Annotated in this window: 18 protein-coding genes; 5 read left to right on the forward strand and 13 right to left on the reverse strand. The window is 69.5% G+C overall.

Annotated features, from left to right (window positions below):
• Positions 1-57: 57 nt before the first annotated feature.
• Positions 58-378, forward strand: coding sequence for a GNAT family N-acetyltransferase (locus OG205_RS03295; RefSeq protein ID WP_330274735.1), 321 nt, complete (start codon positions 58-60; stop codon positions 376-378).
• A gap of 19 nt (positions 379-397) precedes the next feature.
• Here the strand turns inward: OG205_RS03295 and OG205_RS03300 are convergent, their stop codons facing one another.
• Complete coding sequence (locus OG205_RS03300) at positions 398-1405, reverse strand: SGNH/GDSL hydrolase family protein (RefSeq protein WP_330274736.1); 1008 nt, start codon at positions 1403-1405, stop codon at positions 398-400.
• Positions 1402-3651 (reverse strand): rhamnogalacturonan lyase, encoded by a 2250-nt coding sequence (locus OG205_RS03305; RefSeq protein WP_330274737.1) that lies wholly within the window; start codon positions 3649-3651, stop codon positions 1402-1404. Before OG205_RS03305 ends, OG205_RS03300 begins: the two co-directional genes overlap by 4 nt.
• 252 nt (positions 3652-3903) lie before the next feature.
• Here OG205_RS03305 and OG205_RS03310 point away from each other — a divergent pair, with 252 nt between their 5' ends.
• A complete protein-coding gene (locus OG205_RS03310; protein WP_330274738.1) occupies positions 3904-6063 on the forward strand; it encodes a glycoside hydrolase family 95 protein in 2160 nt (719 codons plus the stop codon).
• A gap of 52 nt (positions 6064-6115) precedes the next feature.
• On the opposite strand, the gene OG205_RS03315 is transcribed toward OG205_RS03310, so the two are convergent.
• Complete coding sequence (locus OG205_RS03315) at positions 6116-7408, reverse strand: jacalin-like lectin (protein ID WP_330274739.1); 1293 nt, start codon at positions 7406-7408, stop codon at positions 6116-6118.
• Positions 7408-9324 (reverse strand): ricin-type beta-trefoil lectin domain protein, encoded by a 1917-nt coding sequence (locus OG205_RS03320; protein ID WP_330274740.1) that lies wholly within the window; start codon positions 9322-9324, stop codon positions 7408-7410. Before OG205_RS03320 ends, OG205_RS03315 begins: the two co-directional genes overlap by 1 nt.
• 327 nt (positions 9325-9651) lie before the next feature.
• On the opposite strand from OG205_RS03320, the gene OG205_RS03325 reads away from it, so the two are divergent.
• The 3 genes from OG205_RS03325 to OG205_RS03335 all read left to right on the forward strand — a co-directional run bounded on the left by OG205_RS03325 (position 9652) and on the right by OG205_RS03335 (position 16177).
• Positions 9652-11913, forward strand: a complete 2262-nt coding sequence (locus OG205_RS03325) for a cellulase family glycosylhydrolase (RefSeq protein ID WP_330274741.1) — start codon at positions 9652-9654, stop codon at positions 11911-11913.
• A gap of 139 nt (positions 11914-12052) precedes the next feature.
• Positions 12053-15172: a family 78 glycoside hydrolase catalytic domain gene (locus OG205_RS03330; protein ID WP_330274742.1), complete on the forward strand. Its 3120-nt coding sequence runs from the start codon at positions 12053-12055 to the stop codon at positions 15170-15172.
• A 114-nt stretch (positions 15173-15286) separates the two neighbouring features.
• Entirely contained in the window at positions 15287-16177 is an 891-nt protein-coding gene (locus OG205_RS03335; RefSeq protein WP_330274743.1) for a CPBP family intramembrane glutamic endopeptidase, read from the forward strand.
• Between the two features lie 10 nt (positions 16178-16187).
• Here the strand turns inward: OG205_RS03335 and OG205_RS03340 are convergent, their stop codons facing one another.
• From OG205_RS03340 to OG205_RS03380, 9 genes are all read right to left on the reverse strand, one after another.
• Positions 16188-17423, reverse strand: coding sequence for an SGNH/GDSL hydrolase family protein (locus OG205_RS03340; RefSeq protein WP_330274744.1), 1236 nt, complete (start codon positions 17421-17423; stop codon positions 16188-16190).
• A gap of 120 nt (positions 17424-17543) precedes the next feature.
• Positions 17544-18842 carry a rhamnulokinase gene (locus OG205_RS03345; protein ID WP_330274745.1) on the reverse strand — a complete coding sequence of 433 codons (1299 nt, stop codon included), beginning with the start codon at positions 18840-18842 and terminating at the stop codon, positions 17544-17546.
• Positions 18839-20863 (reverse strand): bifunctional aldolase/short-chain dehydrogenase, encoded by a 2025-nt coding sequence (locus OG205_RS03350; protein WP_330274746.1) that lies wholly within the window; start codon positions 20861-20863, stop codon positions 18839-18841. Before OG205_RS03350 ends, OG205_RS03345 begins: the two co-directional genes overlap by 4 nt.
• On the reverse strand, positions 20863-22017 hold the full coding sequence (gene rhaI / locus OG205_RS03355; RefSeq protein ID WP_330274747.1) for an L-rhamnose isomerase: 1155 nt from the start codon (positions 22015-22017) through the stop codon (positions 20863-20865). Before rhaI ends, OG205_RS03350 begins: the two co-directional genes overlap by 1 nt.
• Before the next feature lie 18 nt (positions 22018-22035).
• Positions 22036-22347 carry an L-rhamnose mutarotase gene (locus tag OG205_RS03360; protein WP_330274748.1) on the reverse strand — a complete coding sequence of 104 codons (312 nt, stop codon included), beginning with the start codon at positions 22345-22347 and terminating at the stop codon, positions 22036-22038.
• Position 22348: 1 nt separating this feature from the next.
• Positions 22349-23410, reverse strand: a complete 1062-nt coding sequence (gene rhaS, locus OG205_RS03365) for a rhamnose ABC transporter substrate-binding protein (RefSeq protein WP_330274749.1) — start codon at positions 23408-23410, stop codon at positions 22349-22351.
• Positions 23407-24366, reverse strand: a complete 960-nt coding sequence (locus OG205_RS03370; RefSeq protein ID WP_330274750.1) for an ABC transporter permease — start codon at positions 24364-24366, stop codon at positions 23407-23409. The genes rhaS and OG205_RS03370 overlap by 4 nt, the downstream gene beginning before the upstream one ends.
• Positions 24359-25402: an ABC transporter permease gene (locus OG205_RS03375; protein WP_330274751.1), complete on the reverse strand. Its 1044-nt coding sequence runs from the start codon at positions 25400-25402 to the stop codon at positions 24359-24361. The genes OG205_RS03370 and OG205_RS03375 overlap by 8 nt, the downstream gene beginning before the upstream one ends.
• Positions 25399-26916, reverse strand: a complete 1518-nt coding sequence (locus tag OG205_RS03380; protein ID WP_442916801.1) for a sugar ABC transporter ATP-binding protein — start codon at positions 26914-26916, stop codon at positions 25399-25401. The genes OG205_RS03375 and OG205_RS03380 overlap by 4 nt, the downstream gene beginning before the upstream one ends.
• Positions 26917-26956 lie beyond the last annotated feature (40 nt).

Consider the following 26956-nt stretch of genomic DNA (forward strand, 5'->3'; position numbering starts at 1 on the left):
GGACCGGGTCGCGGGGCGTTCGCGGGATCGAAGTTCAGCGCGGAGCGGTGGCGGGCCATGGCCGCCGGGACGCCGTACGCCGATGCCCGATGCCTGGTCGGGTACGACGACCGGGGCGATGCGGTCGCGGCCACGACCGTCTGGTCGGCGGGCCCAGGGAAACCCGGTCTGATCGAACCCCTCGGCGTGCACCACGATCATCAGGGACACGGTTACGGCAGGGCGATCGCGCTCGCCGCCGCGGCGGCCCTGCAGGACATGGGTGCGTCCAGCGCGACCGTGTGCGCCGAAGGCGCCAACACCGCAGCCGTTGCCACCTACCGCGCTGCCGGATTCCAGTCCCGGCCCGAGATGCGGGACCTGCGCCGGATCGGCTAGTGCTGCAGTCAGTGGAGTACTAGATCCTGGCCGCCACGATCGGCGCCAACCTGTCGGCGATCTTGCGGTGGCCCTGGTCGTTCGGGTGCACGTTGTCCGACGTGTCGGTGGCCTCGTCGATCCAGCCCAGCGTGTCGACGAAGTGCACGTTGCGGTCGCCGCCGTCGGTGAGCGTCTTCACCGCCGCCTGGGTCTCCGGGAGGAACCGCTTGCGGAACGTGCCGAGAGCGAAGATCGCCGCCGTGGGGTACTTCTCCCGCGCGCGCCGCAGCAGCGTGACGTAGGAGGAGCGGAACTCGTCCTTGGTGACGCTGTGGCCGACGTCGTTCGTGCCGAGATTGATCACGACGGCGTTCGCCTTGTAGCGACCGAAGTTCCACGCGGGCGCGGTCAGCGCCAGGCCGGTGCGCAGGAAGCCCTCGCGCATGCTCAGGCAGCCGTCCGCCGCCGGGTGCAGGCACGCGCCGCCCACCGCGATCTGCGTGTGGCCGGCCTTGAGCTTCTCGCCGGTCAGCCAGCCGTACGCGGTGAGCGCCTGCTTCGACGACAGCTGGCCTACGGTGATCGAGTCGCCGACGAACTCGATGATCTTCGACGGCACGGTGGGCGCGAACGTGCGCGCGCCGGTGTCGATCTCGATGCCCTGGTACACCGCGTCGCCCTTGTACGAGCCCGCGATCGGGCGGTAGGAGACGCGGAGGGTGTGGTTGCCCGTGGCCAGCGGTGTCGGGGTGAGGTCCACCGTGCCGGTCCGGTTCACGTAGGACACGTCCGGACCGCCGTCGATGCTCACGAAGAAGTCGATCGCGCGGCGCTGCTTGAGCTTCACCGTCCGGCCGGTGAAGCCGACGACGAGGTAGGCGCCCGCCCACTCGGAGACGTAGGCGCTCGACGTGCTCGTGTTCCAGCGGCCGAAGTACCTGACGTTCGGGTCGGTGGGCGAGCTCGTGGTGGCGGCGGACGCCGCCGGGGCCGCGACGGCGGTGCTCACGAGCACCGCCACCGTGACGAGAAGTCGTGTGATCATGATCCGGCCAATCGGTGCGAGGGCAGGGGAACGTGCGACCAGTCGACGTCCGAGGCGAGGTAGAAGCTCGGGTAAGACGGCTGGTTGTAGGTGGTCTGCTGGCGGGCGACCTCGACGCGGTACTGGCGGTCGTGCATGAGCGTGTACATCTTGTGGTTCGTCGGCTCGGTGCTGAGGTAGAAGCGCAGGGCCGTGCTGTCCTGCGTGCGCACGACCAGTTCCTCGCGCCAGTCGCCGAAGACGTCGGCCACGAGCGACGGATTTCCCTTGGTGCCGTTGTTGGTGCGCGTCCCGGTGGCGGTGAGCAGCGTGCCGCGCCGCCAGTCGTCGATGGACGGCGTCACGTCCTGGGCGCCGTTCACGATCTGGGTGGTCAGGTCGCCGGCCCAGCGGATGCTCATGTTCGTTCCGGGAGAACGGTTCTCGAGCCGGCGGCCGTCCGCGCTCCAGGTGCCGGCGGAGTCCGAGCCGTTCGGCATGGACGACCACGTCTCGAGGCCGGGCACGTCCGGGCGGACGTCGCCGATCATGCCGCGGCCGGTGTCCATTCCGGAGTAGGCGCCGTAGATCGTCGCGCCGGTGCGGGCGTCGCGCAGCGCGTAGCCGTACGGGGCGGAGCGGGCGCCCTCGTGGACCATGTAGATCTCGAGACCGGGACGGTTCGGGTCGATGTCGGTGGCGTGCAGGGCGTCACCGTGCCCGACCCGGACCTCGGCTCCCGGTTCCGCGCTTCCCGGTGGCAGCACGCCGACCGAGCTGTACATCAACGAGCCGTTGTCGTCGAGCGTCGCGCCGCCGTAGATGATCTCCTGCTTGCCGTCGCCGTCCACGTCGGCGACGCTCAGCGAGTGCGAGCCTTGCGTCGTGAGCTTGGCGTGACTCGGGTTCGTGCCGTCGCGGCCGTGCGGGGTGTCGCGGAACGGGTTCGTCATCGGCACCCAGCCGCTGTCGACGAGCCAGCGCTTCTTGAGCCGCCTTCCGTCCCAGTCGTAGGTCGCTACCGTGGAACGGGTGTAGTAGCCGCGGGCGAAGATCGCGGACGGGCGCCTGCCGTCCAGGTAGGCGACTCCCGACAGGAACCGGTCGACGCGGTTGCCCGGTTCGATGCGGGACATCGCGTAGTCGCCCCACATCAGGCCGTCGTCGGTGCGGCCGGGTTCGTATCGGACGGTCTGCAGTTCGCGTCCCGTGGCTCCGTCGAACACCGTCAGGTACTCCGGGCCGTCGACGATGAAACCGGCGAACTGGCGCAGTTTGTTGTTGGCGCTGCGGGACGGCGCGTAGACGTCGACGAAGTGGTCGACCAGCGCGGCGGCGTCCTCTGTGGACAACGGGTAGGTGTACCGCGGCTCGATGCCGAACGCCTGCTCCAGCGTCGCGGGCCACCGGCCGGAGACCACCTCGGGATGGGAGTCCCAACCGCGGAACACGCCGATGAGGTGGTCGCGGTACCCCTCAGGGCTGAGCCGGTAGTCGTCGGTGTGCCGGTAGCCGGCGCGCACGTCCTCGCGCGGCATCGTGATGAACCGCTCGCGGCCGTCCCGGGTGCCCGGCGCGGTCTTCGTCATCAGCTCCGCGCGGCCGTCGCCGTCGAAGTCGTAGACCAGGAACTGGGTGTAGTGCGCGCCCGCCCGGATGTTCACGCCGAGGTCGATCCGGTGCAGCAGCGTGCCGTCGAGGCGGTACGTGTCGAGGTACACCGGTCCGGTGTAGCCGACCTGCGAGACGTCCTTGGAGTTGCTGGGATCCCACTTGACGACGTACTCGTACTGGCCGTCGCCGTCCACGTCGCCGACGCTGACGTCGTTGGCGGAGTATGTGTAGTGCTCACCGGCCGGGGTCACGCCGTCCGCGGGCTTGTGCAGCGGCAGGTCGTGGTGGGACGCCGGCCACGCCATCACGGGCCTGCTGCGCCCCAGCGGGACACCGCGTCGCACGGGAGCGACCTGGTAGCGCGCACCAGGTGCCGCGCCGCTGTCGACGTACGTCGTGCTGTCGGTGACGGTCGCGATGCGCCTCCCGTCCCGGTAGACCGCGAAGCCGGGCCCCGAGAGGCCGGTGGCGGTGGCGCCGGTGGCCTCCTGGCCGAGCAGGCGCCAGCTCAGGTGCACGCCGCCCTCGACGGAGGCCGCGACGAGCCCGCGGTCGAGGTGCTCACCGGGTGAGGCGTGCGCGGAAGCGGGCAGCTGCCCGGCCAGGACGGCTGTGATCACGAACGGCAGCAGAACCCCACGTCGCAGATCCACGACGGCTACGATGAACCGTTTCAACACTGGAGGCAAGGGTCTGGAAGTGTTGTGGCGTAATGTGGAAAGCGTTTTCCGCAGCTCGCTGTCGAATCGAGCGCGCCGTTCGACGGGAGAGGTGTCGAACGAGTCGAATCGACGTCACCGCTTCCGTCAACCGTCAATGTGAGCGTTCACACGGCCGGTCGTGAACGGAAGACGTGCCCGGTCCGTAATGTCATCGAAACGCTTCAACACTCGGAGGTGCCCGCGGTGACCCGCCTGTGGTTCGAGGCCCCTGCGGGGGCGTGGGAGGAAGCGCTGCCGCTGGGCACCGGCAGGCTCGGCGCGATGTGCTTCGGCGGCATCGGCACCGAGCTGGTGCAGCTCAACGACGACCGGCTGTGGACGGGGTCGCCGCTGCCGGCGCCGTCCGGTGATCCGGATCTGGTGGAGCAGGCCCGTTCGCACGTGCTGGCCGGTTCGCCTCGCGCGGCGGAAGAGGTGTTGCGACGCCTTCAGGGGCCCGACACCGCGAAGTACCTGCCGCTGGCCGACGTCCTGCTCGGCGGCGGACCCGAGCAGGCCGAGTCCTACCGCCGTGAGCTCGACCTGCGCACCGGCACGTACTCGGTCTCCTACCGGACCGGGGAGACGGTGGTGCGGCGGGAGGCCGTGTGTCATGCGGGCCTGCACGTCCTGGCACTGCGGGTGACCGGTGCGGGCGTGAGTCCGGTGCTGCGCGGGTCGTTGCCCGGCGAGCACTTCACCTCGTCCGGCGGGATCGTGGGGGTGCGGGGCGTGGTGCCGGGCGGAATGGCCTGGGCGGCGGTCGTGGCGGTGGACGGCGACACGGTCTACGTCACCACCGAGACCGGCTACCGCGGGCCTGGCGCCGCGCCGGTGGACGATCCCGCCGAATGCTCCCGCGTGGCGCTCGAGCGGGTCGAACAGGCCCGCGGGCTGGGCTGGGCGACGTTCCGCGACCAGGCCGTGCAGGCCCATCAGACGTTGTTCGACCGGGTGAGCCTCCAGCTGGGCCCGGTGCCGGACCTGCCGACGGACGAACGGATCGCGCGGCCCGACCGGGCGTTGCCGGCGTTGCTGTTCCAGTACGGCCGCTACCTGCTGATCACCAGCTCCCGGCCGGGCACGTTGCCCGCGAACCTGCAGGGAATCTGGAACCCGCACACCGATCCGCCGTGGCGCGGCAACTACACGCTCAACATCAACCTGCAGATGAACTACTGGCCGGCCGAGGTCACCGGGTTGACCGAGTGCCACGAGCCGCTGCTGGAGTTCGTCGAGCAGCTGTCCGGACCCGGTGCGGAGACGGCGAAGGCTCTCTACGGCGCGCCAGGCTGGGTGGCGCACCACAACAGCGACCCGTGGTGCCTCACCACCCCGGTCGGCGACGGCGGTGGCGACCCGGCGTGGGCGAATTGGCCGATGGCGGCGGCGTGGCTGTGCCGGCACCTCCTGGACCACTACGCCTTCACCGGTGACGTCGACTGGTTGCGCGACCACGCGTGGCCGGTGCTGCGCGGAGCCGCCGAGTTCTGCCTGCACTGGCTGGTCCCGCGCGACGGCGTGCTCACGACGGCGCCGTCGACGTCACCCGAGAACCACTACCTGGACGGGGGAGAGCCGGTCGCGGCCGGCGTCGGGTCCACCATGGACCTGGCGTTGACGGCGGACCTGTTCGCCGGTCTGGCCGAGGTCGCGGAGGTGCTGGGGCTGCGTGACGACGTGGTGGACGAGGTGCGGAGGATCGAGCTGCCGCCACCACCGATCGGATCGCACGGCGGGCTGCTGGAGTGGGCCGACGAGGTGCCCGACGCGGAGCCGGACCACCGGCACGTGTCGCACCTGTACGGCCTTTACCCCGGTGATCGGATCGATCCCGTGCGCACTCCGGAACTGGCCGAGGCCGCCCGGCGTGCGCTCGTCGCCAGGGGAGACGCGGGCACGGGCTGGTCGCTGGCCTGGAAAGCGGCGCTGTGGGCACGGCTCGGTGACGGCGACCGCGCGCACACGTTGCTCTCGATGTTGCTGACGGAGGCCACGGACGGCAGTCCGCACGGGGGAGGGGTGTACCGCAACCTGCTGTGCGCGCACCCTCCGTTCCAGATCGACGGCAACTTCGGCGCCACCGCCGCGATCGCGGAAATGCTGCTGCAGAGCCACACCGGCGAGCTGCGCCTGCTGCCCGCGCTGCCCTCGGCGTGGCCGACCGGGGTGGTGCGCGGACTGCGGGCAAGGGGTGGCGTGGTGGTCGACCTGTGGTGGGACGGAGGGGAGTTGAAGGCTGTCGCGCTGCGAACTCTCCACGGTGCCAAAACAGTTGTCGTGACCTGCGAGGGACGTGCGGCGGAGGTGACGATCCGGCCGGACGTTCAGCTGATGCTCGGCGAGAAGCTCGTCCTGCGGTGACTTGACGTCCGCGCCCAGGCACGTGCCATGGGCGCGGACGTCATCTCGTGGCTCAGGCGGGCACGAAGATCGCGCCGAGCCGGTCGATCTCGGTGCCCGACCGGCCGGTGAACCCGGCGATGCGCCAGCCCGCCGGTGCGGTGACGGTGAGCGTCTCGCCGGTCGGCTGGCCCGCCGAGAGCGTGCGCCCCCGGTTGGTGGTGAAGGCGGCTGAGAACACCCGCGTGTGGCCGTTGTACTTGCTCTGGGTCAGTTTCGCGGACACGAGGTGTTCACCCGGCTCGAGGGTGAGGGACGTGGCATTGCCGCCGGAGCCGCCGTGGGTGAGCGTCGTGCCGTTCGTGAGCGTGGCCGAGATCTGGTCCAACCTGCTGGCACCGCGCAATGTGAGCGTGCGCACGGCACCCAGGTCGACCGACGCGACGTCGGTGAACGGGCTTCCGTGCGGACCGCCGGCCTCGGCGCTGAGCTTGATGCCGTCGTCCGCCGTCCAGTCGAACCGCGCGGCGATCGGGTAGTGGTCGGACAGCGGTTTGCCCTGTGCGTCCACGAACGCCGCGTTGTCGTTGCGGTAGTCGCGTGCGGTCAGCGTGATCTGCCGGTTGCCCCGGTAGAGGATCTTGTCGACCACCTCGCACGAGTCGGTGAGCGCCGCCGGGTCGCACACCAGCGCCGGGGCGCCCGCCGCCGGTGCCTGGCCGCCGCGTTCGAGCTGCACCCACGCGTCGGTGAGGCCGTTGGTGCCGGTCAGTTCGCGGATGTTGTCGTCGGCACGGGTGTAGCGGGTGTTGGTGTCTCCCATGACGATGACCGCGTTGCCCGCCGAGTTCGCGGCGATGAAACGGGACAGCTGGGTGATGTTCGACCGGCGCGCGGCGAGGTCCGCGTTCTCGGTACCGGCGTTGGGGTGCAGGTTGTAGACGTCGACGTACACCCCTGCGGCCAGCTCGACCCGTTTGTAGGAGAAGCCCTTGGGCGTGAGGCAGTCCGTGCCGTTGCAGGACGACCACTTCGTGCGCTCGAGGTCGCTGTAGGGCCGGTGCGACAGCGTGTTCAGGCCGCTGCCGAATGGGACACCACCGGTCGTGGGTGTGCGGTGGGCGTGGTTGTCGCCCGCGTACAGCGCCGCGTGGTAGTTGAAGTCCTCCTGGACGTTGACGATGTCGTAGGGCGCGAGACGCGGGCTGATCAAAGGGGTGTTCACGGCGGGGTCACCGGACGACAGCGGCTCCGGCAGGCCTGCCACGTTGTAGGTCAGCACCTCGAAGCTGCCACCGGTGGCGGCGTGGGCAGGTGTGGCGAGCGCCGCCAGCACCACGGGGATCAGGAGCAGGGGTCTGATCATCAGTTGCGCGTCCACTTCTGGTTGGCGGCGCCGTTGCACGTCCACAGGACGAGCTTCGTGCCGTTGGTCGTCGCCGCGTTGTATGCGTCGAGGCAGAGGCCGGACTGCACACCGGTGATGGTGCCGTCCGGGTTGAGGTTCCACTGCTGGTTGGTGCCACCGGTGCAGTCGTAGATGGCCACATTCGTGCCGTTGGTGGTGCCGTGGTCCCAGGCGTCGAGACACTTGTTGCCGTAGACCACGAGTTCCTTGCGTGCGGTGTGCGTGAACGTCTGCTGCTCGCCGCCGTTGCAGTCCCACAACTGGGCCTGCGTGCCGTTGGTGATGGTGTTGCCGTTGATGTCGGCGCACCGGCCGGACTGCGAGCCGATCACCTCCGTGCCCGCCGTGCCGGGTAGTTCGCGCACCTCGACGGCCGTCACCCCGGTTCCGGACAGCGTCAGGGAGTTGGTTCCCCTCGCCAGGGACACGATCGCGGACACGGTTCCCTTGGGCGTCGGCGGAAGCGCGAGCGTGGTGGGGATCTGGCCGCCGTTGACCTGCAGGGTGGTCTGGCGGGCGACGCGATCGCCGTTGGTGTACTCGAACGTGGCGACCGCCAGCCCGCCGGTCCTGGCGGTGATGCCGGTGGCGCTGGAGTTCACGACGGGGTAGGTGGCGGCGCTCGCCTCCGCGCCGGCGATGGACAGCAGCACCGCGTCACCCGCGGGAACCGTGACTTTGTGGCTGCCGTTGGTGATCGGCGTGGCGACGCCGCTCCACAGGTCGCGCGCGGCCGCCATCGGGCCGGCCAGGCCCAGGTCGGCCAGCCTGACCGTCATGGTGGCCGCCGAGGACGTCCGGTTGAGCAGGGCGACCGCCCTGCGCCCGTTGCCCGACAACACCTTCGCGTAGACCTGCTGGTCGCGGACGTCCTCCGCGACCTCGACGGCGGGCAGTCCGCGCGGGTCCTGGCCCACGGCGAGCACCTCGCGGTTGGTCAGCACCGAGATCGCGTTGTCGTTCATCTTCGTCACGTCGTTGCCGAGCAGCATCGGCGAACCGCCGGCCGCCCACAGGCTCATGTGCACCCGGCTCGCCGTGGCGGACAGACCGGGCATGCCGATCATCATCATGTCCGGGTCGTTGTAGTAGCCCGTGTGCTGCGCGGTCGGCCGCTGGTTCTTGTCGAAGTTCTCGTGGACCATGCCGATCGACGGCGTCTCGTGCGCGAAGATGATGTCCGTGCCGGTGCGCCACAACGGGGCCATGCCCGGCGCCCAGTTCCACGGGTCGTTCTTGCCCCACTCGCAGATCGACAGCACCAGCTCACGTCCGGTGGTCGCGCTCGCCTTGGCCGCGGCGTCGCTGAGCGCCCGGTAAGTGGCGGGAGCGTCGAGCTTCTCGACGTCGGCGCCGCACCAGTCGACCTTGACGTAGTCGAAGCCCCAGCGGGAGAACCGCAGCATGTCCTGCTCGTAGTGCCCCTCGCTGCCGGTGCCGGCGTGCGGCGGGCCGGGCGTGGGGAAGTAGTAGCCGCAGCCGTTCTTGCCCGCGTCGGTGTAGATCCCCGCCTTGAGCCCCTTGCTGTGGATGTAGTCGGCGATCGCCTTCATGCCGCCGGGCCACTGGGTCTCGTCGACGGTGATGTCGCCCGCGCCGTCGCGGGTGCCCTTCCACCAGCCGGAGTCGATGTTGACGTAGCGGTAGCCGGCGGACGCGAGCCCGGACGACACCAGCGCGTCGGCCTGCGCCTTGATCACGTTGTGGTCGATGTTCTCGAAGAACGTGTTCCACGAGGCCCAGCCCATCGGTGCGGCGGGCACCCGGACCTGGTTCCCGGAGATCGCGGGCCCGGCAGAGGCCGGTGCGCCGCCGATCGCGGTGACGGTGCTCAGGGCGACTATCAGAACGAGTAGCCGTGTGAACGTTAACATGAGGGGTTGCGACTCGCTTTCCGCTTTTGCAGGGGGATTCGAGGAAAGGGAATTCGGGCGGGATGTGAGCGCTGCCATGATCTAGTCGCGAACGGGGGTCGTCAACGGTTCGGCGAATGTTCGCGGTCGATTCGACGAATGCGTTCGACGGTATGACAGAGGCCGTCCGGCCGGACAAACCCGAGGTCAGCCGGATGTCCGCACCGGACAGGCTCCGCCGGTGGGCCACTCGGCGGTGTCTGCCGGTGGTCGGCTGGCTAGTGTCCGAATTCTGGGAGCGCTCCCAGAATTCCCCGAGAACAATCGAACATTTCCCAGGAGGTCGTCGTGACCTTGCGATTCCTTCGAGCGGTGGTGACCGGGCTGCTGCTGGCCGCCTGTGTCGTCATCGCTCCCACCGCGGTGAACGCCGCCGCACCCGCGCGTGTGATGGCGCTCGGTGACTCCATCACCGGCTCCCCGGGGTGCTGGCGGGCGCTGCTGTGGAAACACCTGCAGGACACCGGGTACACCGACGTCGACTTCGTCGGCTCACTGCCGGCGCAGGGTTGTGGCTTCTCCCACGACGGTGACAACGAGGGCCACGGCGGGTTCCTCGCGACCAACATCGTGCGGGACAACCAGCTTCCGGGCTGGCTCTCCTCGGCACGGCCGGACGTCGTGCTCATGCACCTCGGCACCAACGACGTCTGGAACAACATCCCGGCGAGCACGATCCTCAACGCCTACACCGCCTTGCTCGGCCAGATGCGGGCGAGCAACCCCGCGATCAAGCTGGTCGTCGCGCAGATCATCCCGATGAACCCGTCGAACTGCTCGGCGTGCGGGCAGCGGGTGGCCGACCTGAACGCCGCGATTCCCGGCTGGGCGCGGGCGAACAGCACCACGGCGTCCCCGATCACGGTCGTGGACCAGTGGACGGGGTTCGACACCGCCGCCGACACCGGCGACGGCGTCCACCCCAACAGCACCACCGGCATCCAGAAGATCGAGGCCCGCTGGTATCCGGCTGTCGTGGCGGCGCTGCGGTCCCAGCCCGCGGCGGTGGGCCTGCACGTCGAGGGCACGCGGGTCGTCGAGGGCAACGGCGCCACGTTCGTCATGCGCGGCGTGAACCACGCGCACGTCTGGTACCAGAGCCAGACCCGAGCGTTCGCGGACATGAAGTCCTTCGGCACCAACACGGTGCGCGTCGTGCTGGGCAGTGGGCAGCGGTGGGGACCGACTCCGGCGGCGGAGGTCTCGAGCGTCATCTCGCTGTGCAAGCAGAACAAGCTGATCTGCGTGCTGGAGGTGCACGACACCACCGGCTTCGGCGAGCAGAGCGGCGCCGCGAGCCTGGACCAGGCGGCGACCTACTGGATCAGCGTGGCCGACGCGTTGAAGGGGCAGGAGAACTACGTCGTCGTCAACCTGGGCAACGAGCCGTTCGGCAACAACGCCGCGGTGAGCGCCACGTGGGCCAGCGCCACCAGCAGCGCGATCAGCAGGCTGCGCGGTGCGGGGTTGCAGCACCTGATCATGGCCGACGCGCCGATGTGGGGCCAGGACTGGGGGAACATCATGCGCGACAACGCGGCGTCGGTGTTCAACGCCGATCCGTTGCGCAACACCGTGTTCTCCATCCACATGTACGGCGTCTACGACACCGCGGCCGAGATCAACGCCTACTTCGACGCGTTCCGGACCGCCGGCCTGCCGCTGGTGGTGGGCGAGTTCGGGCACAACCACAGCGACGGTGACCCGGATGAGGCCACGATCATGGCGCAGGCCCAGGCGCGAGGCCTCGGTTACCTGGGCTGGTCGTGGAGCGGCAACAGCAGCGACGTCGGCTACCTCGACATGACGAACTCCTTCAACCCGGCGAGCCTCACCTCCTGGGGCGAGCGGTTCCTCAACGGCGCCAACGGCGTCCGGCAGACCTCGAAGGAGGCGACGATCTACGGCGGTGGCGATCCCGGCGACACCGTGGCACCCTCCACGCCGGGCACTCCGGCTGCTTCCGGTGTCACCTCCACGGGCCTCACTCTGAACTGGATCGCGTCGACCGACAACGTCGGCGTCACCGGTTACGAGGTGCTGCGCGCCGTGGGCAGTGGTTCGTTCGCCGCGGTCGGCACGACGGCGACCACCACGTACGCCGATTCCGGTCTCACGCCGTCGACCACCTACCGCTACCAGGTGCGGGCCAAGGACGCCGCCGGCAACGTGTCGGCGAGTTCCGGCATCGTGTCGGCGACGACCGGTGCGGGTGGCGGCACCGGTGCCTGCAAGGTCGGGTACTCCGGCCAGAACTGGGGCGGTGGCAACGGCTTCACGGCCAACGTGACCATCACCAACACGGGCACCTCGGCGGTCGACGGCTGGACGCTGGCCTTCAGCTACGCAGGCGGCCAGAAGGTCACGCTGCCGGGCTGGGGTGCGACGTTCGCCCAGTCGGGCGCCGCCGTCACCGCGACGAACCTGACCTGGAACCGCACGCTGGCGCCGAACGCGTCGGTGGGCATCGGATTCAACGGCACCTACAGCGGGTCGAACCCCGCGCCCACCTCGTTCACCCTCAACGGAAGCACCTGCACGACCGGTTGACGTTTAAACGATTCAACCGGTGATGTCCGATTGCGGACAGCCTGCTCCCGCAGTCCTTGACACTCCGTCCTGCCCACAACACTCTTGCCCTCGACGCCGCGATTGAAACGTTTCATCCAGCGACGAAGGTGGAGACGACGTGCGCAGACGTGAGTTCCTCAGGACATCGGCCGTCGGGCTGTCCGCGACGGCGCTCCCGGTCGGGGTGGCGCACGCAGGGCCGGGCGAGAAGGCCGGTGGGTTGCGGGTCGTGCGCACGACTGTTGAGTACGCGGAAACTGTGCTGGGCAGCGATGTCACGGCACCCCGGCTCGGCTGGGTGCTGGCGGCGGAAGGTACCGGCGCACGGCAGACCGCCTACCAGGTCGAGGTCGGCACCGCGCCCGGACGGTCGGACGTGTGGCAGTCCGGGAAGGTCGGTTCCGACCGCACGGTCGGGGTTGCGTTCGCGGGCAGGGAACTGAAGCCGCGCACGCGTTACCACTGGCGGGTGCGCGTGTGGGACGGCTCCGGCCGGGTGTCGGCGTGGAGCACGACGAACTGGTGGGAGACCGCCCTGCTCGGCACGCCGTGGCAGGCACGCTGGATCGGTGCCGCGGACACGTCGATGACCTTCGCCGGCGCCTCGTGGATCTGGTCGACGACGGCACCGGTGGAGAGCCGGTGGTTCCGGACGTCGATCGACCTCCCCGCGGACGCGGTCAGGGCCAGGCTCGTCGCGACCGCGGACGACGACTTCACGTTGTACGTCAACGGTTCCGAGGTCCTGCACGTCCCGGAGCAGGTCGACGTGTGGAAGGTCGGGCAACGCGCCGACGTGACCCGTCTGGCCGGCCGGCGGATCGTGCTGGCCGCTCGTGCCACGAACAGGTCGTCGGGACCGGCCGGACTTCTGCTGCGACTGGTGGTCGATCTTCCCGATGGTCAGCGCGAGATCGTCACCGGCCCCGGCTGGAAGGTCGCGCAGACCGAGCAACCCGGCTGGCAGACCCCGGACTTCGACGACTCGGCGTGGACCCCGGCGACCGTGCTCGAACCGTACGGCCAGGGCCCGTGGGGAGCGAACGTCACCGTCAAGGAGCAGCCGGCGCCGTTGCTGCGCAGGGAGTTCGCGCTGGCCAAGCCGGTGAAGCGTGCTCGGCTGTACGTCAGCGGCCTCGCCTACCACGAGACCGAGATCAACGGCCGGCGCGTCGGCGACCGGGTGCTGGATCCTGGATTCACCGACTACGACAACACCGTTCTGTACGCGACGCACGACGTCACGAGTCTGGTTCGCAGTGGCCGCAACGCGATCGGCGTGACGCTGGGCCGCGGCTTCTACGGCATGAAGACGCCGAACGTGTGGCGGTGGGAGCGCCCGCCGTGGCACGACGAGCCGAAACTGCTGGCACAGCTGGAGATCGACCACCCGGACGGCACCCGCACGACCATCACGTCGGACGAGGAATGGCGCCTGACCGACGGCCCCACGGTCTCGAACTCGCTCTACACCGGCGAGACCTACGACGCCCGCCTCGCTCCGCGCGACTGGACGAAACCGGGTTTCGACGACGGCACGTGGCAGCGCACTTCCGTCAGGCCGGCGCCGAAGGGCACGCTGAAGGCCCAGGAGCACGAACCGATCCGCGTGGTCGAGTCGGTCACGCCGACTGTGAGCGTGCTCAGGCCGGGCGTGTTCGTCGCTGACATGGGCCGCACGATGTCCGGCTGGACGCAGCTCACCGTCACCGCCCCCGCGGGCACCCTGGTGCGGCTCAAGCACGGCGAGACGCTGAACTCCGATGGCAGCGTTCACATGGAGAACGGGCACGTCAGCGGCAACCGCATCCAGCTCGACGAGTACGTCTGCGCCGGCGGCGCGGAGACGTGGGAACCGAAGTTCTCCTACAAGGGTTTCCGCTACGTCGAGGTCACCGGACTGACGGCGGCGCCGAAGCTCGTCGGCCGCCTGGTGCACTCAGACGTGCCGCGGGCCAGCACCTTCCGCTGCTCCGAGCCGTTGTTCGAGCAGTACGACGCCGCGATGCGCCGCACCGTCGCGAACAACCTGCACGGCATCCCCACCGACACCCCGACCTACGAGAAGAACGGCTGGACCGGCGACGCGCAGGTCGGCGCACCGTCGATGCTCGCCGAGTTCGGCATGGCGAAGTTCTTCACCAAGTGGCTCGGCGACCTCGCGGACAGCCAGGACGCGGCCGGTCAGCTCCCGGTGATCGTGCCGAGCGGAGGCTGGGGCTACCGCGAACTGGCGCCCGCGCCCGAGTGGACGACCGTGTATCCGTTCGTGCTCAGGGAGATGTACCGGATCTACGGCGACGACCGGCTGCCCGCGCAGCACTGGCCGGTACTCACCCGCTATCTGGACTGGGAGATCGGCAGGCTGCGCGACGGCCTCGCGGTCACCGCGCTCGGCGACTTCCTGCCGCCCGACTCGGGCGGCATCCCGCCCGAGGACACCAGGCTCACCGCCACCGCGTACCTCTACCGCGCGTTGGTGCACACCGCCGAACTCGGTGACGTGATCGGCAAGCCCGTCCCGCGCTACCGCGAAGTCGCCGCGAACCTGTTGTCAGCGTTCAACGCCGCGTTCCTGAACGGCTACTACCGCACCGCCAAGGACACCGACTACCGCCAGACGTCCAACGCGATCCCGCTCGCGTTCGGCATGGTGCCCGCGGGCTCCGTCCAGGCAGTCGCGGACAAGCTGGCCGCCGAGGTCCGGGCGAACGGCAACCACGTCAACGTCGGCTGCCTCGGCGCCAGCGTGCTGCTCCAGGCGTTGGGCGACAACGGTCACGCCGACGTCGCGCACGCCATGGCCACCGAACGCTCGTACCCGAGCTGGGGCCACTGGTTCTCGAACGGCGCCGACACCATGTGGGAGATGTGGGACACCGGCACCCGTTCGCGCAACCACTACTTCAAGGGCACCATCGCGCAATGGCTGTACGAGCACGTGGCCGGTCTGCGGCCGGGCGACGCGGGCTACCGGACGTTCACGGTCCGGCCTGCCACGACCGCCTTGGCCTGGGCGCGAATGGAGTTCGAGAGCGTGCGCGGCCGCATCAGCGTGGGCTGGGCGAAGGTGGACGGCGTGTTGCGACTGACCGTCGAGGTGCCGGTCGGGTCGACCGCCGAGGTGTACGTGCCGCATTCCAGCGGTGTCGCGGTGGTGAAGGTGCCGCACGGGCGGTGGAGGTTCACCGGGGGAGGTAGCGCCACAGCGGCTGCGACCGCCGAACCGGCTTCCTGAGGCCGTTGTCCCCCGTGAGAGCTACCCCCGAGTGTCCTCTCCGGTGGGATTCGCCCGGTCGCCGATCTTCCTAGTGTTCGCGGTGTTCCCGCAGACAACCAGGAAGTCGGAATCATGGAGCGAAGTGCTTTCCCGGACGACAGTCGTTCAGCCGTCGAGTTGTCCGTGCGCAGGCTTCGGTTGCGCACGTTCAGGTTCCCGGTTCTCTTCGTCTCGCTGTTCGTCGTGATGCTCGCGGTGGTCGGCATCGACACCCTCGTCGCGCCGCTGCCGCTGCTCGCACTGCCGATCGGGATCGGCCTGGCCGCGGCGGGGATCGTCTGCTACCGCAGGCTTTCCCAGACCGTCGAGGTGCGGGACGACGTGCCGGAACTGGAGTCGCGGGGCCGGTGGCGCGGGCTGGGCAGGGGCGCGCTGCTCGGGTTCGGCCTGTTCTGCGCGATGATGCTGGTGATCCTGGTGTTCGGCGGCGTGGACGGACTGTCCTGGGGCTCGTTCTTCGGTTTCCTCGGCCTCGCGGGAATGATGTCGAGCGTCGCGGTCATGGAGGAGGTGCTGTTCCGCGGGGTGCTCTTCCGCATCCTCGAGGAACGTGCGGGGACCGTGATCTCGTTGGTCGTGTCCTCGCTGCTGTTCGGCGCGACGCACCTGGTCAACGTCAACGCGACGCTCTGGGGAGCGCTGGCGATCGGGCTCACCGGCGGCGCCATGCTCGCCTCCGCCTACGTCGTGACCCAGTCGCTGTGGTTCCCGATCGGTCTGCACTTCGCCTGGAACTTCACCCACGCCGGCCTCTTCGGCATCGCGGTGTCCGGGTCGAACGACGTGCCCAACGGACTGCTGCGCACCACTTTGTCCGGCTCGTCAGTGCTCACGGGCGGCACGTTCGGCCCGGAGGCCAGCCTGATCGCACTCCTGGTCTGCCTCGCCGCCACCGTGCTGCTGCTGCGCAGGGCCGCCCGCGCCGGTCAGATCCGCCCCTGGCCGGCTCGCCGCGGCAAGTAGTGGCACCGCACTACCGGAACAGGCGGATCGGCACCGCCTCCGCGAGCATTCGGTACCCGGTCGGGTTCAGGTGCAGGTGGTCACCGACGTCCGCGGCGGCAAGGAGTCGCCGCGGATCGGCCGGATCGCGCACGGCGGCGTCGAAGTCGATGACCGCGTCGAAGCGGCGGCTCGTGCGGATCCAGCGGTTGACGGTCTGCCTGGCCGCCTCGCGGGTGCCGCCCGGATCGTCGTAGCCGCTGCCGCCGAACGGAAGCAGTGTGGCGCCGTAGACCTGGATGTCGTGTGCGTGGGCGCGGTCGACGATCTGCTGGTAGGCGGCGATCAGGTCGTCGGACACCTGCTTCTGGGCGGTTTCGTCCGGCGCGGCGGTACCGATGTCGTTGACGCCCTCGAAGAGGATCAGCCACCGGACGGCGCTCTGCGCGAGGAGGTCGCGGTCCAGCCGGGCCAGCACACTGGGGCCGAGGCCGTCGTTGAGCACGCGGTTGCCGCCCGCGGCCTGGTTGAGGACCGCGATGTCCTTGCCCCGCAACCGGTCGAAGAGCTGGTTGGGCCAGCGGTCGTTGCCGTTGGTGGTCGAGCCGCGGCCGTCGGTCAGCGAGTCGCCGATCACGACCACGCTGGAGGCGTCCGCGCGCACCTCGACGCCGCTGACGAAGTACCAGTGGTCGGTGGGGGTCGCGCCCGGCAGGTCCGGGGAGTCGACGTGGTTGCCCGCCACCAGGTGCGACGTGGTGCGGGAGCCGGGGTGCGAGGTGATCGCCGTGGACGCCTGGCCGCTCGCGAAGTAGGCGGTCACGGTGAGGTTCGTGCCCGGAGCGAGGGTGAAGCCGAGTGGGTCGGACAGGACCAGTGCGCCGACCGGAACGTTCGCCGAGGCCCTGCCGCCGAACGTCACCCGCCGGACCGTCCCCGGCTGGACCGCACTGACGCCCGCGCGGCCGTCCACCGGCAGTGCGACGGTGACCGCGGTGATCGGCAGCACCGCCCCGCCGAACGCGTTGGAGAACCGCAACCGCATCCGCCGCCCGCCCACCGAGACCTGGACGGTCTGGCGCAGCGTGGCGTCCGCCAGCACGAGGTTCTCCTGGGTGAACGGCGGCGGTGGCATGTTGTGCGGTTCCGTCAGCTGTGGCATCGACGTCCACGTGGTGACCCAGCGTTCGCCCCTGGCATCAGCCTGGGCGACGGTGGGGACGAGTGCACCGGTGGCGGCCAGGCCGAGGAACGAACGCCTGCGCATCTCTCACGTTCCTTTCGAAAAGGAGTGAAAAGACGAACCTGCAACGAACCTAGGGCTGCGCGCGAACGAGAGTCAATCCGCACGGACGGACGAATAATTTTCGAAACTTCTCTCGAAAAATCATCGCGGGAGGTAGTGCCGCAGCTGCTGCGACTGCCGCACCAGCTTCCTGAGATCGGCGAGTGTGCCGTGGGCCGCGCCCACGGCACGCGCCTGCACCAGGACGTTGCCCAGCGCGGTCGCCTCGGCCGGACCCGCCACGACGGGCAGCCCACACGCGTCGGCGGTGAGCTGGCAGAGCAACTCGTTGCGCGAGCCGCCACCGACGATGTGCACGACCTCGACCTCCTTGCCGGACAACCGCTGCGCGTCCGCGATGGCGTCGCGGTGAGCGAGCGCGAGACTGTCCAGAATGGACCGGACGATCTCCGCCCGTGTCATGGTCTTCCCGCAGGCCCGTTCGATCCGGGCGGGCATGTCGCCGGGCGGGAGGAACACCGGGTCGTTGGGGTCGAACACCGACCCGGTCACCTGCGCGGCTTCCCGCAGCAACGGGTCCAGCGCGGTGTCCCAGGTGCGCAGGCATTCCTGCAGGAGCCAGAGGCCCATCACGTTGCGGAGGTAGCGGATCGTGCCGTCCACGCCGCCCTCGTTCGTGAAGTTGGCGGTGCGGCTCTCGGCGGTGAGCACCGGGAAGTCGAGCTCGACGCCGACCAGGGACCAGGTGCCGCACGAGATGTAGGCGAACCGGTCCGTCTCGGCGGGCACCGCTACGACGGCGGACGCGGTGTCATGCGAACCGACAGCGGTGACGGGAATGCCCTTGAAGGTGCCCGCGAGGTCGCCGGGGTGACGCAGGGCCGGTAGCAGGCCTGGCGGGAGGTCGCGGGTCAGCTCGGGCGACCACTGTCCTGTTCGGACGTCGATCAGGCCCGTCGTGGTGGCGTTGGTGTACTCGGTGCCGCGTTGCCCCGTCAGCCAGTAGGAGACCAGGTCGGGGATCAGCAGGAGCTGGGAGGCCTGGGGGAGCAGGGGTTCGGCCATGAGCTGGAACATCGTGTTGAACGGCTGGAACTGCAGCCCGTTGATCTCGTACAGGCCATCGGCGGGCGTGATGCCGTCGGTGCGGGAGTCGCGATAACAAACGGGATCGCCCAGCAGTTCGCCGGACGCGTCGAGCAGGCCGTAGTCGACCGCCCAGCTGTCGATGCCGATGCTGGCCAGACCACCAGTGAGTCGCAGCCCGGTGAGAACCTCGTGGTAGAGGCGGGGCAGGTCCCACCGCAGCCGGTCGCGGTGGCGCACCGGCCCGTTGGCGAACCGGTGCACCTCCTCGATGTGAACGCCGCGGTCGGTGAAGACCCCTCGCACCACGCGGCCGCTGGACGCGCCGAGGTCGATCGCGGCGACCGTGGTCATCGCAGGAACGCCGCTGCGACACCGGCGTCGACCGGCACGTGCAGGCCGGTCGTGAGGGACAGGTCGCCCGCTGTCAGCGCGAACACCGCCGCTGCCACGTGCGAGGGCAGCACTTCGCGTTTGAGCAGCGTGCGCTGGGCGTAGAACTCGCCGAGCTTCTCCTCGGGCACGCCGTAGACGGCGGCGCGCTGGGCGCCCCAGCCGCCGGCGAAGATCCCGGAGCCGCGGACCACACCGTCCGGGTTGATGCCGTTGACGCGGATGCCGTCCTCGCCGAGTTCGGCCGCCAGCAACCGGACCTGGTGCGCCTGGTCTGCTTTGGCCGCCCCGTACGCGACGTTGTTCGGGCCGGCGAAGACCGCGTTCTTGCTGGAGATGTAGATGAGGTCACCGCCCATGCCCTGGGCGCGCATGATCTTGGCTGCCTGCTGCGAGACCAGGAACGACCCCTTGGCCATCACGTCGTGCTGGAGGTCCCAGTCCGCCTCGGTGGTCAGTTCGAGCGGCTTGGAGATCGACAGGCCCGCGTTGTTGACCACCAGGTCCACGCCGCCGAACGCGAGCGCGGCCGCGCGGAACGCCTCGGCGATGCCCGCGGCGGAAGTGACGTCGACGGTCACCGGCACCGCAACGTCCGAGGAACCCAGGCCTGAAGCGACTTCGCGTGCGCTGTCGCCGTCCCGGTCGGCCACCACGACGCACGCGCCCTCGGCGGCCAGCCTCTGAGCGACCGCGCGACCGATGCCCGAACCACCACCGGTGACGAGCGCGACGCGGGTGGCGAGCGGCTTGGGTTTCGGCATCCGCTGGAGCTTGGCCTCTTCGAGCGACCAGTACTCGATGCGGAACTTCTCGCGCTCGTCGATCGGCGCGTACCGCGACACGGATTCGGCGCCCCGCATGACGTTGATGGCGTTCACGTAGAACTCTCCGGCTACGCGCGCGGTCTGCTTGTCGCGGCCGAAGCTGAACATCCCGACGCCCGGCACGAGCACGATCGCCGGGTCGGCACCGCGCATCGGCGGGCTGTCCGGCCCGGCGTGCCGCTCGTAGTAGGACCGGTAGTCCTCGCGGTAGGCGGCGTGCAGGAGTTTCAGGCGCTCCACCACGTCTTCCAGCGGCGCGGCCGGCGGCAGGTCGAGCACCAGCGGCCGGACCTTGGTGCGCAGGAAGTGGTCGGGACACGACGTGCCGAGCGCGGCCAGTTCCGGATGCCGTTCCCGCGACAGGAAGTCCAGCACCACGCCGGAGTCGGTGAAGTGACCGATCTGGGGGCTGTCCGTGGAGGCCAGGCCGCGGATCACCGGCGCCAGCTCGGCAGCCCGTACCCGCCGCTCCTCCGAGGATAGCGGTGCGTGGACCACCGGCCCGAACGGCTCAGCGCGGCCGTGCTCGTCGAGGTAGCGCTGGGCGGTCTCGATGATCTCCAGCGAATGAGCCTCGCACTCCTCGCTGGTCGCGCCCCACGCGGTGATGCCGTGTCCGCCCAGAACGACGCCGATCGCCTGCGGGTGGTCACGCTTGATCGCCGCGATGTCCAGTCCCAGCTGGAAACCGGGCCGCCGCCACGGCACCCACGCCACGCGCTCGCCGAAGCACGCCTTGACCAGCGCCTCGCCGTCCGCGGCCGTCGCGAACGCGATGCCGGCGTCCGGATGCAGGTGGTCGACGTGGGCGGCGTCGACCAGGCCGTGCATGGCCGTGTCGATCGATGGCGCCGCGCCTCCCTTGCCGTGCAGGCAGAAGTCGAACGCGGCGACCATCTCGTCCTCGCGCTCCACGCCCGGATAGACCTCGGTCAGCGCGCGGAGCCGGTCGAGCCTGAGCACCGCGAGCCCGGTCTCCTTCACCGTCCCCAGGTCACCGCCGGATCCCTTGACCCACATCAGGTCCACGGGCTGCCCGGTCACCGGATCCGTCTCGGATCCCTTGGCCGAGGTGTTGCCACCCGCGTAGTTGGTGTTGCGCGGATCGGCGCCGAGCCGGTTGCTCCGCCCCAGCAGCGCTTGCACCTGCTCCATCACGCACCCCACCCGGCGGCCTCGCCACCGACTCGTTCCCTGACGATCTGCTCGGCGTACCCGGACCGCCGGTACGCGGCCATCGGATCGGGGTCGAGGCCCATCTCCTCGCGGAGCTCCCGCAGAAGTGGCCGCACATCGGTGTTGTAGGCGTCCATCACCGCGGCGTTGGCACCCAGCACGTCACCGGCCCGCTGAGCCTCCGACAACGCCTCCTGGTCGACCAGGAGGGCCTTGGCCGTCGCCTCCTGGACGTTGAGCACCGAACGGATGATCGCCGGGATCTTCGGCTCCAGGTTGTGGCACTGGTCGAGCATGAACGCGATGCCGGCGGCGGGCTTCAGCGCGTCGCCCAGCACGATCTCGTGCATGATCCGGAACAGCTGGAACGGGTCGGCGGCCCCGGCCATCAGGTCGTCGTCGGCGTAGAAGCGCGAGTTGAAGTCGAACGCGCCGAGCTTGTCCGCCCGCAGCAGGAACGACACGATGAACTCGATGTTCGTGCCGGGGGCGTGGTGCCCGGTGTCGATCACGACCTGCGCCCGTTCGCCCAGCTGCAGGCAGTGCGCGAACGCCGTGCCCCAGTCCGGCACGTCCGTGGCGTAGAAGGCGGGCTCGAAGAGCTTGTACTCCAGCAACATCCGCTGATCCGCGCCGAGCCGTTCGTAGGTCTCGGCCAACGCCTCCGCGAGCCGGTCCTGACGGGCGCGGAGGTTGTCCTGACCGGGGTAGTTCAGGCCGTCGGCGAACCACAGCTTGAGATCGCGAGACCCCGTCTGGTCCATGATGTCGACGCAGTCCAGCAGGTGCCCGATCGCCTTGCGCCGCACCGTCGCGTCCGGATGGCAGACGCTGCCGAGCTTGTAGTCGTCGTCCTGGAACACGTTGGAGTTGATGGCCCCGAGCGCGACACCGCGATCCCGCGCGTACTCGGACAACTTCCCGTAGTCGTCGACCCTGTCCCACGGGATGTGCAACGCGACGGTCGGCGCGATGCCGGTGAGCCGGTGCACCACCGCGGCGTCGTCGATCTTCTCGTACGGCGTGCGCGGAACTCCCTGCTGCGCGAACACCTTGAACCGGGTGCCGGAGTTGCCGTACGCCCACGACGGCGTCTCGATCCGCTGCTCGCGCAGCGCGTCCTTCACACTCATGGTTCTCCCCAAAGCATTTCAGTCGAGGTGGAAGACCTCGTCGAGCGGCCGCATCCGTTCGTCGGCGTTGCCGTCGCCTTCGAAGAACTCCGCCATCTCGGCCTGCCAGCGCGCGTTCACCTCGGTGCGCGCCATCTCCGCGAGCGCCGCGTCGAAGTCGTCGCACTCGAGGTAGCCGATGAGCAGGCCGTCCCCGGCGAGGAAGAGGGAGTAGTTGCGCCATCCCGCTTCGCTGAGGGCGGCCCGCATCTCCGGCCACACCTCGCGGTGCCGCGCCCGATAGTCGTCGAGACGATCGGGGCGGACCCGCAAGGTGAAGCAGACGCGCACGTCAGAAGTCGAACTTGTCGATGTTGTCCTTGGTGAACACGGTCGGCGGGCCGAGCACGACCTCGCCCTTGGCGCCGATCGTGTAGTCGCCGAGCTCACCGGCCTTGTACTTCTCGCCCTCGGCACCGGTGATCTGCCCGGACGCGAGCGCGGCGGCGGTGTAGGTGGCGAGGTAGCCGAGCTTGCTCGGGTCCCACAGCGCGAACGACTTCACGGTGTCGTCCTGGACGAACTTGCGCATCTGGTTCGGCGTGCCGAGACCGGTCAGCTGCACCTTGCCCTTGTACTCCGACGAGCTGAGGTACCGCGCGGCCGCCGCGACACCGACCGTGGTCGGCGAGATGATGCCCTTGAGGTTCGGGTGCGCCTGCAGCAGACCCTGCGTCTTCTGGAACGACGTCTGGTCGTCGTCGTTGCCGTACGCGGTCTCCACGAGCTTGAGACCGGCGTACTCGGGCTTCGCGAGCTCGGTCTTCATGACCTCGATCCACGCGTTCTGGTTGGTGGCGTTGGGAGTCGCGGACAGGATCGCGATCTCACCGGACCCGCCGACCGCCTCGGAGATCAGCTTCACCTGGCCGGCGGCGATCTCGGTCGACGTGGCCTGGTTGATGAAGACGTCGCGCGCGTCCGGCGCCGCGTCGGAGTCGAACGTGACGACCTTGAGCCCTTGTGAACGTGCGCTCTTCAACGCGGGCGCCACGGCGTTGGCGTCGTTCGCGGAGATCACCAGCGCGTCCTGCTTCTGCTGCGCGGCGGTGTTGATGTAGGTGACCTGGGAGGACGCGGCCGCGTCGGACGGTCCGGTGGCCTTGAGCTCGGCCTTGATCGCCGTGCCCGCCTGCTCGGCACCCTTCTGCGCCACGGTGAAGTACGGGTTGTTGACCTGCTTGGGCAGGAACGTGATCTTCAGGCCCTCTTTGAGCGCCGCGTTGGGATCACCCTTGGCGGCGTTGGTGGCGCCACCGGTCTGATCACCGGCGTTGTCCTTCGTGGTGCCACCGCAGGCGGTGAGCGCTACGGCCCCGGACATCACCAGGGCAAGCACTAGACGTGTCTTCATGGCGCGGCCTTTCTCAGACTTCCAACGCGACGGGTGACGGACGGGGCGAGAACGCTCACCAGCAGCAGGAGGCCGGTGACGATGGTGAGGACCTCGGTCGAGGTGTCCTGCAGGATCAGGAGGTTGCGCAGGCCGCCCAGCAGCAGCACGCCCGCGAGCACGCCGAAGAGCGATCCCTTGCCGCCGAAGATGGACACGCCGCCGAGCAGCACCGCGGCGACGACGGCCAGTTCGAGCCCGACGCCGTTGTCCGCGCGGGCGCTCGAGAAGCGGAACGTGTAGACGATGCCCGCGATCGCGGCGACGGCCCCGGCGAGCACGAACAGGGACAGCTTGATGCGCTTGACCCTGATGCCGGAGAAGCGCGCACCTTCTTCGTTGGCACCGATCGCGTAGACGGACCGGCCGAACGAGCTGGCGTGCAGGGCGACGCCGAACAGGACGGCGAGGATCGCGGCCAGCACGATCGGATAGGGGATGTCGGTGCCGGGCAACGGAGTCGTGCCGAACGAGGTGTAGCTCGCCGGGAAGTCGGCGACCGCGGTGTCGCCCAGGACGACCAGCGCGAGGCCGCGGTAGAGAGCGAGCGTGCCGATGGTGACGGCGAGCGAGGGCAGTCCGAGCCGTGTGACGAGCAGGCCGTTGACCGCTCCGCACACCGCGCCCACGACGATCACCGTGGGCAGGATCGTTTCCAGGGACCAGCCCGCGTTCCACAGCCAGCCGATCAGCGCGCTGGACAGGCCGAGCACCGACGCGACGGACAGGTCGATCTCGCCCGCGACGATCACCAGCGTGAGCGGGAGGGCGATCAGCGCGATCTCGCCGATGTCGAGGCCGAGGTAGAAGAGGTTGCCGCCGGACAGGAACGAGCCGTCCGTGCTCACCTGACCTGTCAGCGCTACCACGATCAGCAGGAACACCAGCGCGGTCTCCCACCGCAGGAGGTTACGCATGGCTGGTCCCTTCGGAGGTGCGCAGGGCTTTCGCCAGTCGCAGTGCGAGGAGCCGGTCGACGGTGATCGCGCTGAGCAGGAGCGCGCCCGCGATCGCCTGCTGCCAGAACGCGGGGATCTGCAGCACCACCAGGCAACTGGTGATCGTGCCCAGCAGCAGCGCGCCGAGCGCCGCGCCGGTGACCGTGCCGGACCCGCCGAAGATCGCGACGCCGCCGACCACGACCGCCGCGACGACCTGGAGTTCGAGGCCGGTGCCCGCGGCCGCGTCGACCGTGCCGTACCGGGCCACCCAGAGCGCGCCCGCGAGTCCGGCGATCAGCCCGGAGATGGCGAACGTGGTGAGCGTGCGCTTCGCCACGGGGATGCCGGCGAGCGTGGCGGCCTCCGGGTTCGAGCCGATCGCGTACAGCTCGCGGCCGGACCGGTAGGAGCGCAGGTAGACGGCGGCCACCACGATCACCACGACGGCGACCAGCACGAGGATCGGGATGCCGAGGACGCGGCTGCTGCCGAGGTTCAGCAGGGCGTCGGGGAGGTTGGAGGCGTTGACCTGTTTGCCTTGGGCCAGCGCGTAGTCGACGCCGCGGAACACGTACAGCGTGCCGAGCGTGACCACGAGGCTGGGGACGTTGCCGAGTGCGACCAGCAGGCCGTTGAGCAGTCCGCACGCGAGACCGACCGCAACGCCGAAACCGATGCCCAGGACCAGTGGGGTGCCGGGGTTGTCGGCGAAGTGCTGGGCCGTGAGGAACGCGGACAGGCCCAGGACCGAGCCGACGGACAGGTCGACGTTGCGGGTGATGACGACGAGGGTCTGGCCCACCGCGAGGAGCGCGACGATCGAGGCGTTGAGGAGGAGGTCGCGCAGGCTTTGGGGCTGGATGAAGCGCGGGTTGACGATCGCGGTGGGGATGACCACGAGGGCCAGCGCCACGACGATGCCGAGTTCGCGGACCCGGCCGACGCGGGTGGTGAGGCGGCGGGCGGCGGTGCGGCGGGAGGGGGCGACGGCCGGGGTGAGTTGGGTGGTCATGGCGCCACCACCTGTCCCGCGGCCGCCATCGCCACCCGTTCCTCGGTCGCCTCTGTCCGCGACAGTTCCTCGACCAGGCGGCCCTCGTGCATCACGAGCACGCGGTCGGCCATGCCGAGCACCTCCGGCAGTTCCGACGAGATCATCAGCACCGCGACGCCCTGCCCGGCCAGTTCCGACAGCAGCCGGTGCACCTCGGCCTTCGTACCGACGTCGATGCCACGCGTCGGTTCGTCGACGATCAGCACCGACGGGTTGCGCGCCAGCCACTTCGCCAGCACGACCTTCTGCTGGTTGCCGCCGGACAGCACGCCGACCGGGTCGCTCAGCCGGGAGAACTTCAGCCGCAGCTTCACCGCCCAGTCCTGGGCGAGAGCACGTTCACTACGGCGGCGCAGCAACCCGAACTTCGACAGCCTGCCCAGTGAGGCGAGCGCGGTGTTGCGTTCGATGGACGCGTCCATCACGAGTCCCTGCTGGCGGCGGTCCTCCGGCACGAACCCGATGCCCGCGGCCATCGCGGCGGTGGGGGAGCCGTACTTCAGCTTCCGGTTGTTCACGTGCACAGAGCCCGCGTCGGGACGGTCGATGCCGAAGATCGCCCGTGCCACCTCGCTGCGTCCGGCGCCGACGAGCCCTGACAGGGCGACGATCTCGCCCGCCCGCACGTCGAACGACACGTCGGTGAACACGCCCTCACGGGTCAGCCGTTGCACCGAGAGCAGCACCTCGCCGGCGGTCGTGTCCTGTTTGGGGAAGAGCTGGGACAGCTCGCGGCCGACCATGCGGCGCACCAACGAGTCCGGAGTCTCGTCGGACAGTTCGCCGGACCACACGAACTCGCCGTCACGCAGCACGGTGGCGCGCTGGCACAACTCGAACACCTCACCCAGCCGGTGCGAGACGAACAGCACAGCGGCGTCCTGCGCGCGCAATGCCTGCACCACACCGAAAAGCCGTTGGACCTCGTGCTCGGACAGGGCGGCGGTCGGTTCGTCCATGACGATCACGCGGGCGTCGAACGACAACGCCTTGGCGATCTCGACGAGCTGCTGGTCCGCAATGGACAGTCCGCGTGCCGGGCGGGCCGGGTCGAGCTTGACCCCCAGGCGGGAGAACAACTCCGACGTGCGGGCGTGCATCGTGGCGACGTCGATGCGGCGGCCGAACCCGAGCGGCTGACGGCCCATGAACACGTTCTCGGCCACCGACAGGTCGCCGAACAGCGTCGGTTCCTGGTAGATGATCGCGATGCCCGCGGCGAGTGCGTCGGCGGGACCGGAGAAGCGTTGCGCGGCGCCGTCGACGAGCACCTGGCCGGCGTCCGGGCGATGGACTCCGGCGAGTGTCTTGATCAGCGTCGACTTGCCGGCGCCGTTCTCCCCGAGCAACGCGTGGGCCTCGCCGGGCAGCAATCGCAGCGACACCCCGGACAACGCGCGGACGGCGCCGAAGGACTTGCTCACCTCGTCCAGTGTCACCACGGGAGGTCGGTCCACGTCCGTCTCCTCGATGTTGAAACGTTTTAACGCCTGAGTTACGAGCACTCTGGGT

This window comes from Lentzea sp. NBC_00516 (genome assembly GCF_036346835.1).
Taxonomy (GTDB): domain Bacteria; phylum Actinomycetota; class Actinomycetes; order Mycobacteriales; family Pseudonocardiaceae; genus Lentzea; species Lentzea sokolovensis.